Raw genomic sequence first — 13,002 nt, 5'->3', positions numbered from 1 at the left:
TCATAGAACAACTCAGGCTGTTCGACTTGCCGGTGCCCCATCATGATCTTCAGTCCTGCTAACTAAGCAGACTGAATCACTGCTATCTCTGAGTCGCAACAACCGCCTTTTTCAACAAAATCGGCCACTAGCCCACATCGCAAACGCGCGTTCTGGCGTTGGTGACGGATCATCATTCGACCTCATACCGGTATCCCTGGCCACGATTTATCGTGCGTGCCCGTGATGATCATCGAGCAGCTTCGCTCGGGGTTCCTAGGGTAGGTGTGAGGCTCTGCGCGCCGGTAACGCGTTAGCGGATGTGCGCTTACATCCAACTGAAAGGGCATCTGTGTCTCACGACATCAGCAAGCCGGATCATTAGTACTGTGCTCAGAGTAAAGCATGCTGTTTGGACGGGGTACTCGCAGCTTCGCTGCGCATTTCATGTTGGAGTAGGCGATGAGCGAAATCTGGCAACTCTCGGCCACTGAACTGGCGCAGGTCATTGCGCGCCGGCAACTGAGTTCGGCGGAGGTAATAGATGCCCATCTGGCGCGTATCGATGCGGTGAACCCGGCGCTGAATGCGGTGGTGCGCGTGCTGGCCGACGAGGCCCGCGCGGCTGCGGCCCTCGCCGACAAAAAGCTCGCCGGCGGCGAGACCGTTGGCCCGCTGCATGGCGTGCCTTTTACCGTGAAAGAAAACATCGACATGGCCGGCCTGCCCACGACCTGGGGCGTGCCTGCGCTGGCCCAGGCGGTGATGCCAGTTGATGCGCCGGTCGTCGAACGCATGCGCGCCGCCGGCGCCATCCCGATCGCCCGCACCAATCTGCCTGACATGGCGCTGCGCTTGCACACCGACAGTTCGCTGCACGGCCTGACGCGAAATCCCTGGCATCCCGGCCGCACCGTAGGCGGCACGAGCGGCGGCGAGGCCGCGGCGCTGGCCAGCGGCATGAGCCCGATCGGCCTTGGCAACGACCTCGGCGGCTCGCTGCGAATTCCCGCGACCGCCTGCGGCATCGCCTCCATCCGTCCATCCGCCGGCCGGGTGCCCGACGCGGGCTTTGTGCCGGCCGAAGACCGCTTGCTGGCGGTGCAGCTGATGAACGTGCAGGGGCCGATGGCCCGCCGCGTGGCGGATGTGCGCCTCGGCCTGCGTGTCCTGATGGGCGCGCATCCGCGCGACCCCTGGTCGATCGATGCCCCGTTCGAGGGGCCGGCCGTGGCGCGGCCGGTTCGCGTGGCCGTGCTGCCCGAGCCGCCCGGCGGCGGCACCGATCCAAAGGTGGCGGCTGTGGTGCGGCGTGCCGCTCACGCACTGACTGACGCCGGCTATGTCGTGGAAGAAGCCTGCCCGCCGCGCTACGACGATGCGATCGGCTGCTGGCGCCGCCTGATCATGGGCGATTTCGGCTCGGTGCTGAATTTGCTGTCCCCGATGATGGGCACTGACGCGTTGGCCTTCCTGAACAACTTCAATGAGGGCATACCGCCTTTGGCCGACACCGCGTCATGGTCGCAATTGATGGCCGAACGCGACGGCATTGCGCGCGCATGGTCGACCTTCATGGCGGACCGGCCGTTGCTGCTGTCGCCGACCTGGACGCAATTGCCGTTCGAGCATGGTTTTGATTCGGCAACCCCCGCCGGCGCGGCCGCGACCAAGGAGATGATGCGCCCGGTGGTTCCGGCCAATCTGCTCGGGCTGCCTTCGGCCTGCGTGCCGGCCGGACGCGACGAGGCGACGGGGTTGCCGATCGGCGTGCTGATCACGGGCCGGCGGTTGCGCGAGGATTTGTGCCTTGAAGCGGCCGAAGCCATCGAGGCCCGCCTGGGCGTCGCGACGCCGATTGACCCGGTGCGCTGAAGGCCGGGGCAAGCAGAGTAACAAATACTCGCTGTCGTTCCTGCGAAAGCAGGAACCCCGAGTGTGAGCGCAATTTCAGCTGAAGATCATCTGGGAAGAGATCCTGAAGCGCTTCGACACAATTGAAGTCCTCGACGAGCCGAACCGGGTATATTCGAACTTGATCAAGGGGTATGAGACCATGCCGGGCCGCATTGAAGGCTGAGCCGGGAGCATAACGCGATAGATCGGTGCCGCCTCCTGCGGCGGCACCCTCTGATTCGAAGGATTTTTGGCTTGGGTCCGAGACTCTAGCCGGCCCAAACAGCGCATTCCGAGCCGCTTGGACGACCCTCTATAAACATTCAAACTTCCCCAGACGGCTTTTTCTGAGACGTGGTTTCTCGTTCCTCAGCGCAACGTCCGGTCCTGGCCCGTCTGAGACCTTCCGGCCGACTCCGAATATGTCCGCTCGCTGGGCCTGACCGGAAATCATCGTAATGGGAGCGAAAGGGCGCCTGTTGACCCTGGCTGTGCAAAAACGCGAAATATCGAAACGCGACGAGAATTACATTCTTCAGCTCGTTCTTTAAGTTCAGTGCCGTTGCGAGTTGGGGGGCTAAGATGCTCTTGGACGAATAACTTGTTCTATGGCGCATCAAGTGCTGAGCGTTTTCACACAGCCAAGACCCAAAGCGGACGACACTTACGTCTCCGGGAATAGCAGAGACAACTCGGCCCGCAATTGCCAGTTCGGCGCGCGATCCGGTCTAATTACGTTGTAATATGCGGAGATGTACGCACTCACCGGCTGATCGCCGAGCTTGAATATTCGACCAATGCCGCCGCCAATCGGTACGGTCCACCGCTGATCCGATGGCGCCAACCAGTCCGCGGTAATAACTGGTGAGCTCGTCAGAAACCACCCATGCGCCATGTTGTAGTTGACAAATGGCTGCGCGAGAAACGCATTCACATTAGGCCGCAATGGATTGCCGCCAACTGACCACTGGTTGTTGAGCAACACGCCGATCACCCAATGCCCCGGCGTGGTTAAGAAGACTGCCGTGGGACCGAGCAGTACTTTTCCCTGTCCAAGAAAGGATCAGTCGCTGACGGAATCGTAAAGTACCGACGCCCCAGATCAGAGCGCCCGGATGAGTGGGTGACAAAAAGAACGATTGGGTAATGTCGCCAATACCATTCGTGTTGCTGTTAAAAAACGGGCTAGGTTGACTGATCACGGGCATGATCGTGCGCGAGATCAAATTCCACTCTGCGCTAAGATGCAGCGGCACCACTGGCTGAATGTTAAGCACCTCCTGGGTGCGGTTGAACGGCCCAGTATTGAAATTCGTGTTGCTCTGGAACGGAACGCTGACGAGATCGGCGATCGGGTTCTGCGATTTTTTGGCAAGGTCTTCATCTTCAGACGGTTCGGCAGAACGGCCTGTGTGTACCGAAAACCTTGTCTGGGTTGATAGCGTGATGGAATCGCCTAAGCTGACGGAATGATTGGGCTGCTGTGTTTCGTGCTGGCCGTCCTGGCCTCGCCATTCAAGTCGAAGTTGCGACTCGAAGCCGAGAACGCGGTGCTTCGACATCAGTTAATTGTTTTGCGGCGCCGGCTGCATGGTCGCGTCCAGCTCACGAATCATGATCGCTGGTTCCTTGTCCAGCTGTATCGCTGGTTTCCGTCGATCCTGCAGGTTCTCACCATCATCCGACCCGAGACGCTCATGCGTTGGCAGAGGGCTGGCTTTCACTGCTACTGGCGCTGGAAGTCGCGCCCACAGGGAGGCCGACCGCCGATCGACACCGAGTTGCGCGCGTTGATCCGGCGGATGAGCGTCGAAAATCCGCTTTGGGGCGCGCCACGCATCCATGGCGAACTGCTGAGGCTCGGGTTTGAGATCGCGCAGTCGAGCGTCGCCAAGTACATGGTCAGACGACGGGGGCCACCCAGCCAGGGATGGCGAACCTTCTTGCGTAACCACGCGTCGGATATTGCCGCCATGGACCTGTTCGTTGTTCCAACTATCGGTATCGACCTGCTCTATGCCTTCGTCGTCGTCCGACTGGATCGCAGACACCTCGTCTGGATCAACGTCACAGCAAATCCGACCGCAGAATGGGTTGCCCGTCAAATAACGGAGGCATTTCCCTGGGATGAGGCTCCGCGCTACCTCATCCGCGATCGCGACCGGATCTATGGCAGCGTTGTCACGCGACAATTGCGCGCCATGGGCATCCGGGACAAGCCCACCGCACCGGCTTCACCGTGGCAGAATGGCTTTGCCGAACGGCTGATCGGATCGATCCGGCGTGAGTGTTTGGAACACGTCATTGTCCTGGGCGAAGTGCACCTGCGTCGAATCCTGCGAGAGTATGCTCGCTATTACAACGACATCAGAACGCACCGTTCGTTGAACAAAGATGCTCCGATCGCGCGCCAGATTCAACGAACCGGAAGCATCAAATCACACGCCATCCTTGGTGGCCTTCACCACCATTACGCCCGAGCTTAAGTTTTCAGTACACACAAGGTCGGGTCAGTAGTTTTGTCGAACCAATATCCCCATCCCCGTACTCGCGCCTTCACTTCATTACTTGGCGCAAGTTCTCTCAGCCGCCAAGGCTGTTTGCGCTTCTGTCTGTGTCGGATGAGCCGTACCGATAACCTTCATTTCACCAGGGGCAGGCCGGGCAGTGACAACTTTACATTTCATCGTCGCGGGGTCTTGAGCCACGTAGAACGCGGAAGCGCCTGATGTGGGCGCTTGTCCGGTAGTTTTGTCCTGCTGCGCAAATGAAGGTGCCCCAAATGCGAGAATGGCGACCGTCGCTAAAAGAATTTTCATCATGGTGTCTACCTCCTAGCATTAGGACAGCGAGCAAATGGAGGCCGCCGATAAAGGTTCCAGTGATGAGCGATTTATTTTTCTACGACGTGCCGTTCGACTCCGAAGCTGTTCTTTGGGCCGAGGGGTGCGGCTCCGCGACGGTTCACAATCAATTCGCAAATTGTCCGGCCGGCTTGCCACGCTTCACCATTTCCTGGGCGTAGGCGTAGAGCGCGTCATAGACGATCCATTCAGCGGCGTTGAGTGCATGATCGTCCTTGTAGCCGAGATGCCGGAAGCCTTCGGCTACCGCCTTCAGCCCGGGTCCCTCAGCTTGATGGTAAAGCGTATTGTCTGTGTCAGCGCCGTTCACGATTCTGCCGAGCAGCACCAGCGCCTCGCTTCGAAGGAGCATTCTTTGCCGTGGTGACCCAGCTCGACGTCCGTGACGTCGTAGGGAATGGCGTCGATCCGCTTCGCGTCGGCCATCACCTTATCCGCCGGCACAAAGATGAATTCGGCATCCGTGTCGACGAATTTCCTGATGAGCCAGGGGCAGGCCACGCGATCGACTTTGACGTGTTCCCGGGTAATCCACTTCATCTGGTGCTCCTGTTCGATTTTTAGCCTTGGTGAGTTATGAATCCGCCAAAACGAGAATTCCGTCGTGCGCGGGTGAGATGACGTAGAGCTGGTCCGGCGCGACCAGCGCCGTCGTGTGTGCTCCGACACCTGTTATCGTCTGGATAGCCATGTCGGTGCGCGGATCGATTGTTTCGATTAGTCCCGGGTCGCCAATCGCCACGTGGACGCGGCCAGTCGCTGGATTGAAAAAGGTCACATCCGGAGCGCGAGCGATCGGCCAGACATTGGTGACCTCGCCGGAGGTGCTATCGATCTCGACCAGAGCACCGTGGTCACAGGCGGCGTAGAGGCGGCCACGCGAATGGTCAATATCAAGACCATGGGCGCCACCTGATGGAAGCCTCCATTGCGCAATCGGGCTCAAATCGGGCAGCCTGGCAACCAGAACTATCGAAGGCTCGCGGATGCAGAGGAATACCCGTTTCGCCTCCGCATCGGTTACGCACCATCGCGGCCGGCCCGGCAGATCGATAGACACCTGCTTGAAGTCGTTCAGGCTGACAGCACGCAGCGTCGGAGTTTCCCGATCGTCGCCGATGCAGGCGACGATCCCAAGGGCCAGGCGCTTGATGATCGCAGCGCCGTTCGGCCGTGGGGCGGTCTTGAGCACGGTTTTGGTCTCGAAGGTCGCGGCGTCCAGCCAGGCGAGGCTAGCCGAGCCGCGGTTCGTAACGAGGATTTCACCGTCGTCGGCGACGGCGCCGGCTGCGCCTGGAAATCCCGGCAGCGTCGCTTCGTGTTTACTCGCATCCTGATCGATCACTTCGACGGTGTTGCGCGCGGTATGCGCGATGAAGACGCGCCGGGTCTTGAGGTCGAATGCGGCGTGGTCGAAGGCGCTGTCCGCGGCACCCGGTATCTTGATGACGCCAAGGCTCTTCAGGGGCATGGCGACCTCACGTCGCGACGCCGCCGAGAGCGGGCAATCCGTCTGATAGATCGAATGAGAACTCCGTCCACGTGCAATCTCCTCGAAAATCGAGCGTTGCACAGAGCTTGGACGGTTTGGGCCGTCTGCCGGGGAGTCTGCATTTCCCCGTAGCTTCAAATTAGTCCTTGCAGGAGTTTCGGGCAAGGCTGGATCTGCAAGGTCAGTATTTTGGGCGGTGCGATTTCGCCCACTCGCGGGCATGCGGAATCGGTTCGCGCGGCGGCAGGATCGCGCGCAGCTTTCGCGTCGCCGGCAGGTTTTCCATGCGCTCGCGCCATCGGCAAAAGGCCGGATAGTTCGGGTACATGGCCTTGCCTTCTTCGGTCAAGCTGAATGCAAACGTGCTCGGCAGGAGGAAGAAGTCCGCAATCGTCAGTTCCGAACCAAGCAGGTAGTCCTGGCCATGAGCGAGTTCTCGCTCCACCACCGCGAGCGCCGTTTCGACCTTCGGCAGTGCATGCGCCACGACCTTTTCATCGGACGCAATCCCAAGTTCGGGAAAGACCAGGCGTTCGTGGGTCACATGGTAGATCATGTAAGGGTAGTAGTAGGAATTGACCGCGCCGATCCACTGGTTCATGCGCGCCCGCTGGCGGACATCCCGCGGCGTCAGCCGTGGTCCGTCAAACGCCTCGTCGACGTAGGAGGCGATCGCGCTGGTCTCGTAGACGATCAAGTCGTCGTGCTTCAGGATCGGAACGCGGTTGAATGGATGCAGCGCCAAATGCTCGCGCTGGCCCATGACGGGCTCAAGGTCGTGAAAGCCGTACGCCACGTCCTTGTGCGTCAGGATCAGGCGAACGATGTTGACATAGGTGCTTCGTGGGAAGCCATAGACAATCGGATCTCCCATCTTTTCCTCCCTTGTTTTCCTCCCTTGGCAGTCGCTATCGCCAAAAGGGTTTGGCTGCTTCCTCCAGGGCCTGTTCGCGGGTCAGGCCGATGTCTGCGAGCAGGTGTTTATGTTCGGAAAGCTCGCGGAGCGCCCCGCGCAGCCTGCGCCGGGCCGCCCAGGCTGACCATCCGCGCCATCCAATAGCCGGGCCAGGTCCGGAATCTGATTGATGAAGTCGGATGGGAGGGGCGTCCGACGGAATGAACGGAAACGAGAAGGCATCCGTGATCAAGGTTGACATCGACAAGCTCCAAATCTCATGAAATGCTGCGTTGGAGCTTTCCCATAAGGTCGGCGGGCCGTTATCCGCAAAGCATCCTTTTTCTGGCCGGCCCTAGTTTTTCTCATGAAGTCCTTGCGATGCGTCCACGCTTGCCGCCCTTGAATGCGCTGAAGGCTTTCGAAGCCGCCGCGCGGCATGAAAGCTTTACCCGCGCGGCCGAGGAGCTTTGCGTCACACAGGGGGCGGTGAGCCATCAGGTCAAGGCGCTGGAAGCCGAGCTTGCGATCAAGCTGTTCAATCGCGAGCGCCAGCGCCTGATCATCACCGAGGCAGGAAAGGACTATCTCACCATCGTGCGCGATGCGCTGGACCGCATTGCGGTTGGCACCGAGCGGCTTCTGCAGCGGCAGAACGCCGGCGTCCTTACCGTCAGCACCTCGCCGGACTTCGCCGCCAAATGGCTCGTTCACCGGCTGGGCCTTTTTGCCGAAGCCCACCCCGGAATCGACCTTCGCGTTTCCGCAACGCTTCATCACGTCGACTTCGCGCGAGAGGAAGTCGACCTTGCGGTGCGCCATGGCGAAGGCAATTGGCCTGGGTTCGATACGGTCAAGCTGAGTGCCGAACAGCTCTTTGCCGTTTGCAGTCCAAAGCTTCTTTCAGGGCGGCGACGGCTCAGTAAGCCGGCCGATATCCTCAACTATCCGCTGATCCATATGGACAGCCGAACCGATTGGTCCAGGTGGCTGCAGGCGGCGGCCGTCAACGACACGAATATCATCCACGGCCCAGTGCTTAATCGGGCCAGCATGGTGATCGACGCGGCGATCAACGGGCAGGGTGTCGCGCTTGCCCGTACGACATTGGCGGCGTGGGACCTGATCAACGGACGGCTGGTGCGGCCGTTTCCAGAGGCGTTGCGACTGTCGAAGACCTACTGGATCATTTGTCCGAAGGCGACGGCAGCCCAGCCGAAGATCGTGACATTCCGCGATTGGCTCTTGGCAGAGGCTTCCAGGGATCTGCGTAAGCTCAACAAGCTTGGCTGGTCGCTGAATCCGCTCAAGGAGAGCGGAGACTGATCTGCCTTCGCGAGACGCGATGGAAGATCTGGCAACGGCTATCCCTTCCCTGATCACCGTCGCGACCAGGAATCGCCGCATAGAGGCGTTGCCCCTTGGGGCCGTCCTGCTCTATTCTCCTAACGGGGACGTCGCAGCCTCCCCGTAAAATGGTGACCCCATGCAAGCGCTGCTCGCTGTGGTATGGAGCGAGCGCATGGATGGGTTGACATTGGAGCTGCCACTTTTCCTGATTGCCACCTTCGCTGGCGCCTTCGTTGCGGGCCTCTCGGGCTTTGCCTTTGGCCTGGTCGCGGCTTCGTTGTGGCTTTACATCCTAACGCCTTTGCAGACTGCGACCCTCATTGTTGGGTTTGGCCTGCTTGTGCAGGGCTATTCGGTCTGGAAACTCCGCGGCACGCTCGATTGGCGCAAGCTCTTGCCCTTCGTACTCGGCGCTGCCTTCGGCGTTCCAACCGGTGTCGCGCTATTGACCTGGTCCAATCCCCGAACCATCCGAACTGCAGTCGGCGTTTTCCTTATCGCCTACAGCGTTTACGGATTAATTCGTCCAAAGCTTGGGCCAATCTCCGGAGGAGGAAATGCTGCCGATGCCGTGGTCGGGTTCCTCAATGGCGTGCTCGGAGGGCTCACTGGTCTCGCGGGCATCCTTGTGACGATCTGGTGCAATCTGCGAGGTTGGCCGAAGGAGGTTCAGCGAACGATCTTCCAGCCGGTCGCGGTTGCCGTCTTTCTCATGAGCGCGCTCTGGCTCGGCGCGAAGGGAACCGTCACGGCCGAGACCGTTAAACTGCTCGTGATGGGCTTGCCGTGTGTGATGGCAGGAACATGGCTGGGCTTGAAGCTGTTTGAGTATATTGACGAAGCAGTGTTCCGAAAGATCATCCTCGGTTTGTTGCTGATCTCCGGAGCCATGCTTGTCATCTGAGAAGCGATAGACAGCGTAGCTGCGATCGGTTTACCAGAGAAGTCTGGGGAAAGCGATCTCCCCACGAGGCGACATGCCCAAGAATCGCGTCCGAACTTCACCAAGGACGCCGCATGTCTGCCATCAGGTTCTCCTCTCGGATTCGACTTATCGTCCGTGATCCCGATTTTCGCGCAAACGATTTTCGCGCAAACCTGTCACGCGTCTGGATAGGGCGCCTGCTCGGGACAAGCCGAGTCAGCCTCCGGGCTCTCGCGATCTCAGCCGTGATACTTGCCCCTGCGCATGTCGCGTCGCGCCCTCTTGATTCACCGGCGATCAGTTTGGATCGTGACGCAACCCAGCAGGTCCTCACCACTCAGATCGACGATCTCGCTCCCGCGCTGGCGACGCGGGCAAGGCCGCAGGAGACGTTGCGAGGAGTCGTCGCGGAGGTGGACCAACGCCACGATCGGATCATCGTGCGCCTGACACCCGGTGCGACGGCGGACCTCAAGGTACAGGACGGCCTACTCTTTGATTCCGTTCGCTACGGCGACGATGTCGAACTCACTGTCGAGACCATCGATGGGGAGAAGACCATCGTCGGGCTCAGGAAGGAATAAGGCGGTGGCGCGTATTACAAGCATGCCTTGCCGGATGCGTCGCAGGCGCGCGTTCGGCAGAAATTGGAGACGCCTATCGCTGTCACTCCTTCTGGCAGTGCCGATCGGCGCGTCGACGTATAGCGTTGCCGCGGAAGCAGATGCTGGGAAGAACAAGGCAGAGGTCTGTACGGCATGTCACGGCGACAAGGGCGTCTCCACCACGGAGAACACGCCATCCTTGGCGTCGCAGCCCGATCAGTTCCTGCAATGGCAACTGGTTTTCTTTCGCAGCGGCGCGCGCAAGAATGAGGTCATGGGTCCGATTGCTGAACAACTCAGCAACGAAGATGTTCGCGACCTCAGCGCATATTTCGCTTCGCTCAAGGCTCCCGATTCGACGACGGCAAACGAGCCGGACGACCATCCTGACTTGACAGACGCCGGCAAAAAGGCGGCGGCAGTCGGACGTTGCGCCTCCTGTCACGGCGATAACTATGCCGGCAGCAAAGCCGTTGCCCGTATCGCCGGGCAACGCGAGGATTACCTTTTGAAGGCCCTCCACGACTACAAGGCCGGCGTTCGATCTGGCGGCGGCGTCGCCGCGATGGCCGAGGTTGCCTACCCACTGAGCGACCAGGATATCGCGGCGCTGGCGCACTACCTTGCGCGGCTATGACGAGGGCCACGTATTTCACTTCGCGCGAGAAGATGTGTTCGATTTGGGGGGCATTCGTCTCGACGAAAAGGAGAAGCGCAATGACTCGGAAATTTATCTGGGCGGCCGCCGGCCTGATGTTGGCGGGCATCGCCGGTATTGCAATGGTGACGGCGGAACCGAGGCAAGGTCCCGCGTTCATTGGGGGTGATCAGCCGGTGACCGAAGACCAGATGCGTCAGAAGCTGCAGTCCGATGGCTGGTCGAACGTGCAAATTGTCCGCGACGGGCGATACTTCGAAGCTGTCGGTTCGAAGCAGGGCCAAATCAGCAAGATCGTCGTAGACGCGCAAAACGGGCGATTGCGCGTAATCGATGACGATGATGATGACTGAGCGGCGCCGCGCTTCGATCAGTCGATAAGCCTCGCGCGACGCGCGGCGACAACGGAAGTCGCCGCGCGGTCAGCGTGATCAATGCATTAACGGCACCAAGGTCGAGGGCTGGCTCGACGGCAAGTTCTACCTTGAGGACACGTTGGCGCAGCCATTGTCAGGGCGCATCGGCCTTTGGTCAAAGGGGCCTGACCGCCACATGTACCTCAGCGACTACAGCATCACAGCAGCCGATTGAAGTCGGCGCCCTTGCTAGGCTACCGGGATCGGAATGGGAGAGGGTCAGCTTCGCTGTCGTTCCAAGCGCTCCGTCCATCACGCTGCGGAGACTGGGCTCGTTCCGCATTGACAAGTTCGCGCTCTCAGCCTTATTTGCACGCATGGGGAAAGCGATCTCCCCACGAGGCGACATGCCCAAGAATCGCGTCCGGTTTTCACCAAGGGCGCATCATGTCTGCCGTTATTCGGGTCCCGTCCCGCAAGCTTTCTGATCTGACTGTGCCTTTGGCCGCCGGCGTTCCCAGCGCCCGGTTAGTTGCCGGTGCATGCGTCAGGAGGCTGCCATGACCTACACCATGAAACCCCTTTCCTGCGATCCGAGCCGCGTGCGCGGCATGTCGGAGCGAATGATCATCAGCCATTACGAGAACAACTACGGCGGCGCGGTAAAGCGGCTGAACCTGATCGATGAGAAGCTTGCCGAACTCGACTACGCGACCGCGCCGGGGTTCCTGCTCAACGGATTGAAGCGTGAGCAACTCATCGCGAGCAATTCGATGATCCTGCATGAAGTGTTCTTCGATGGCCTTGGTGATGAAAGCGAGCCCGGAACAAGCCTGAAGGATGCGCTCACGCGCGATTTCGGTTCATACGAACGCTGGCGTGCCGAATTCGTCGCCATGGGCAAGGCGCTCGGTGGCGGCTCCGGCTGGGTGCTGCTGACGTGGTCGCCGCGTGACCGGAAGCTCCTCAATCAATGGGCATCCGATCACTGCCATACGCTTGCCGGGAGCACGCCGATCCTGGCGCTCGATATGTACGAGCATTCCTATCACATCGACTACGGCGCCAAGGCTGCCGACTATGTCGGCGCGTTCATATCGGCCATCAATTGGTCTGCCGTCGAACGGTCTTACGAGGGCCTCTCAAAATGACGCTGTTCGCTCCTTCCAGACACGTTGCAGGCGGAGGCCCTTCTATCCAACCATGGAGGTTCACCATTCGTCTCAGATATCTTTTGGCCGCTTCAATTCTGGCGCTGTCATCCGCGTCAGTTGCGAATGCGCAGACCACCGACTGGTACATCTTCACCGAGCCGTTCATCTCCAGTGCGCGTGCCCAGGCAATCGAGTGGCAAAAGGTCGATGAGATACTCGGCCGGAAGCCGGCCGTCTCCGGCGAGGTGCATCGTTATGGATTCCCGCGCAGCGATCTGACCGTCACTTTGGATGGCGTGACCATCAAGCCGACGCTTGCGCTCGGTGGCTGGGTTGCGTTCATGCCGATTCACGGTGAAGCCATGGTGATGGGCGACCTCGTGCTGCTGGAAACCGAGATCAATCCGGTCATGGCGAAGCTCATCGCAGGCGGGATCGAGATCACCGCCGTTCACAATCACCTGCTCCGGGCAAGCCCTGCGACTCTCTACATGCATGTCGGCGGTCACGGCGATCCCGTGAAGCTGGCTGCTGCCATCCGCGACGCGCTGGCAGTGAGCAAAACGCCGCTGGCGCCCTCAGCAGCGGCCGCGCCGCCCGCCATCGACCTCGATACCGCACAGCTCGATCAGATCATCGGCGCCAAGGGACAGAACAATGGCGGTGTCTACGCCTTCGCCGTTCCGCGGCGCGATCCGGTTAGCGAAGCTGGGATGCAACTCGCACCGGTCGGCCCGATGGGTGTGGCACAGTCCATCAACTTCCAGCCGACGGGGGGCGGCAAGGCAGCCATCATCGGCGATTTCGTGCTGACCGGCGACGAAGCCA

Annotated in this window: 14 protein-coding genes and 2 pseudogenes; 10 read left to right on the top strand and 6 right to left on the bottom strand. The window is 60.2% G+C overall.

Translation table 11 applies throughout. From position 1 onward, the window contains the following. The first annotated feature begins 441 nt into the window (after positions 1-441). Both ACZYOF_RS38005 and ACZYOF_RS38000 read left to right on the top strand, forming a co-directional pair. Complete coding sequence (locus ACZYOF_RS38005; RefSeq protein ID WP_463718967.1) at positions 442-1,854, top strand: amidase; 1,413 nt, start codon at positions 442-444, stop codon at positions 1,852-1,854. Between the two features lie 67 nt (positions 1,855-1,921). Beyond that, a pseudogene (locus ACZYOF_RS38000) lies at positions 1,922-2,059 on the top strand (cytochrome P450); the annotation flags it as partial. Positions 2,060-2,810: 751 nt separating this feature from the next. Here the strand turns inward: ACZYOF_RS38000 and ACZYOF_RS37995 are convergent. Beyond that, positions 2,811-3,437 carry a hypothetical protein gene (locus tag ACZYOF_RS37995; protein WP_463718966.1) on the bottom strand — a complete coding sequence of 209 codons (627 nt, stop codon included), beginning with the start codon at positions 3,435-3,437 and terminating at the stop codon, positions 2,811-2,813. Here ACZYOF_RS37995 and ACZYOF_RS37990 point away from each other — a divergent pair. After that, positions 3,426-4,361, top strand: coding sequence for an integrase core domain-containing protein (locus tag ACZYOF_RS37990; protein WP_463718965.1), 936 nt, complete (start codon positions 3,426-3,428; stop codon positions 4,359-4,361). The two genes, ACZYOF_RS37995 and ACZYOF_RS37990, sit on opposite strands and share 12 nt — an antisense overlap. Positions 4,362-4,439: 78 nt before the next feature. On the opposite strand, the gene ACZYOF_RS37985 is transcribed toward ACZYOF_RS37990, so the two are convergent. The 5 genes and pseudogenes from ACZYOF_RS37985 to ACZYOF_RS37965 all read right to left on the bottom strand — a co-directional run bounded on the left by ACZYOF_RS37985 (position 4,440) and on the right by ACZYOF_RS37965 (position 7,388). Further along, a complete protein-coding gene (locus ACZYOF_RS37985) occupies positions 4,440-4,697 on the bottom strand; it encodes a hypothetical protein (protein WP_463718964.1) in 258 nt (85 codons plus the stop codon). 148 nt (positions 4,698-4,845) lie between these two features. After that, positions 4,846-5,279 (bottom strand): annotated as a pseudogene (locus ACZYOF_RS37980) (chromate resistance protein ChrB domain-containing protein). A 34-nt stretch (positions 5,280-5,313) separates the two neighbouring features. Beyond that, a complete protein-coding gene (locus ACZYOF_RS37975) occupies positions 5,314-6,210 on the bottom strand; it encodes a YncE family protein (RefSeq protein WP_463718963.1) in 897 nt (298 codons plus the stop codon). 202 nt (positions 6,211-6,412) lie between these two features. After that, complete coding sequence (locus ACZYOF_RS37970) at positions 6,413-7,105, bottom strand: glutathione S-transferase family protein (protein WP_463718962.1); 693 nt, start codon at positions 7,103-7,105, stop codon at positions 6,413-6,415. A gap of 34 nt (positions 7,106-7,139) precedes the next feature. Beyond that, positions 7,140-7,388: a DUF1127 domain-containing protein gene (locus ACZYOF_RS37965; protein ID WP_463718961.1), complete on the bottom strand. Its 249-nt coding sequence runs from the start codon at positions 7,386-7,388 to the stop codon at positions 7,140-7,142. A 119-nt stretch (positions 7,389-7,507) separates the two neighbouring features. On the opposite strand from ACZYOF_RS37965, the gene ACZYOF_RS37960 reads away from it, so the two are divergent. The 7 genes from ACZYOF_RS37960 to ACZYOF_RS37930 form a co-directional block, all read left to right on the top strand. Continuing rightward, positions 7,508-8,452 carry a transcriptional regulator GcvA gene (locus ACZYOF_RS37960; RefSeq protein ID WP_463718960.1) on the top strand — a complete coding sequence of 315 codons (945 nt, stop codon included), beginning with the start codon at positions 7,508-7,510 and terminating at the stop codon, positions 8,450-8,452. 160 nt (positions 8,453-8,612) lie between these two features. Next, on the top strand, positions 8,613-9,380 hold the full coding sequence (locus tag ACZYOF_RS37955; protein WP_463718959.1) for a sulfite exporter TauE/SafE family protein: 768 nt from the start codon (positions 8,613-8,615) through the stop codon (positions 9,378-9,380). 323 nt (positions 9,381-9,703) lie between these two features. Next, on the top strand, positions 9,704-9,985 hold the full coding sequence (locus ACZYOF_RS37950) for a hypothetical protein (protein WP_463718958.1): 282 nt from the start codon (positions 9,704-9,706) through the stop codon (positions 9,983-9,985). A gap of 34 nt (positions 9,986-10,019) precedes the next feature. Beyond that, positions 10,020-10,643 carry a c-type cytochrome gene (locus tag ACZYOF_RS37945; RefSeq protein WP_463718969.1) on the top strand — a complete coding sequence of 208 codons (624 nt, stop codon included), beginning with the start codon at positions 10,020-10,022 and terminating at the stop codon, positions 10,641-10,643. After that, entirely contained in the window at positions 10,640-11,017 is a 378-nt protein-coding gene (locus ACZYOF_RS37940; RefSeq protein ID WP_463718957.1) for a hypothetical protein, read from the top strand. Before ACZYOF_RS37945 ends, ACZYOF_RS37940 begins: the two co-directional genes overlap by 4 nt. Positions 11,018-11,580: 563 nt before the next feature. Continuing rightward, complete coding sequence (locus ACZYOF_RS37935; protein WP_463718956.1) at positions 11,581-12,171, top strand: superoxide dismutase; 591 nt, start codon at positions 11,581-11,583, stop codon at positions 12,169-12,171. A 149-nt stretch (positions 12,172-12,320) separates the two neighbouring features. Next, positions 12,321-13,002, top strand: a 682-nt coding sequence (locus ACZYOF_RS37930) for an LppY/LpqO family protein (RefSeq protein WP_463718968.1), incomplete at its 3' end; no start/stop codon positions are given.

This window comes from Bradyrhizobium sp. LeoA1Lang (assembly GCF_055413685.1).
Note: the sequence above shows the minus strand (reverse complement) of the source record. Positions and strands in the feature narration are given on the sequence as shown.

What these genes read in the sequence shown, in the direction of transcription:
- ACZYOF_RS38005 (WP_463718967.1), top strand. Translation starts at nt 442, where the DNA reads ATGAGCGAAATCTGGCAACTCTCGGCCACTGAACTGGCGCAGGTCATT.
- ACZYOF_RS37995 (WP_463718966.1), bottom strand. Translation starts at nt 3,437, where the DNA reads ATGTCGAAGCACCGCGTTCTCGGCTTCGAGTCGCAACTTCGACTTGAA.
- ACZYOF_RS37985 (WP_463718964.1), bottom strand. Translation starts at nt 4,697, where the DNA reads ATGATGAAAATTCTTTTAGCGACGGTCGCCATTCTCGCATTTGGGGCA.
- ACZYOF_RS37975 (WP_463718963.1), bottom strand. Translation starts at nt 6,210, where the DNA reads ATGCCCCTGAAGAGCCTTGGCGTCATCAAGATACCGGGTGCCGCGGAC.
- ACZYOF_RS37970 (WP_463718962.1), bottom strand. Translation starts at nt 7,105, where the DNA reads ATGGGAGATCCGATTGTCTATGGCTTCCCACGAAGCACCTATGTCAAC.
- ACZYOF_RS37965 (WP_463718961.1), bottom strand. Translation starts at nt 7,388, where the DNA reads ATGTCAACCTTGATCACGGATGCCTTCTCGTTTCCGTTCATTCCGTCG.
- ACZYOF_RS37960 (WP_463718960.1), top strand. Translation starts at nt 7,508, where the DNA reads ATGCGTCCACGCTTGCCGCCCTTGAATGCGCTGAAGGCTTTCGAAGCC.
- ACZYOF_RS37955 (WP_463718959.1), top strand. Translation starts at nt 8,613, where the DNA reads ATGCAAGCGCTGCTCGCTGTGGTATGGAGCGAGCGCATGGATGGGTTG.
- ACZYOF_RS37945 (WP_463718969.1), top strand. Translation starts at nt 10,020, where the DNA reads ATGCGTCGCAGGCGCGCGTTCGGCAGAAATTGGAGACGCCTATCGCTG.
- ACZYOF_RS37940 (WP_463718957.1), top strand. Translation starts at nt 10,640, where the DNA reads ATGACGAGGGCCACGTATTTCACTTCGCGCGAGAAGATGTGTTCGATT.
- ACZYOF_RS37935 (WP_463718956.1), top strand. Translation starts at nt 11,581, where the DNA reads ATGACCTACACCATGAAACCCCTTTCCTGCGATCCGAGCCGCGTGCGC.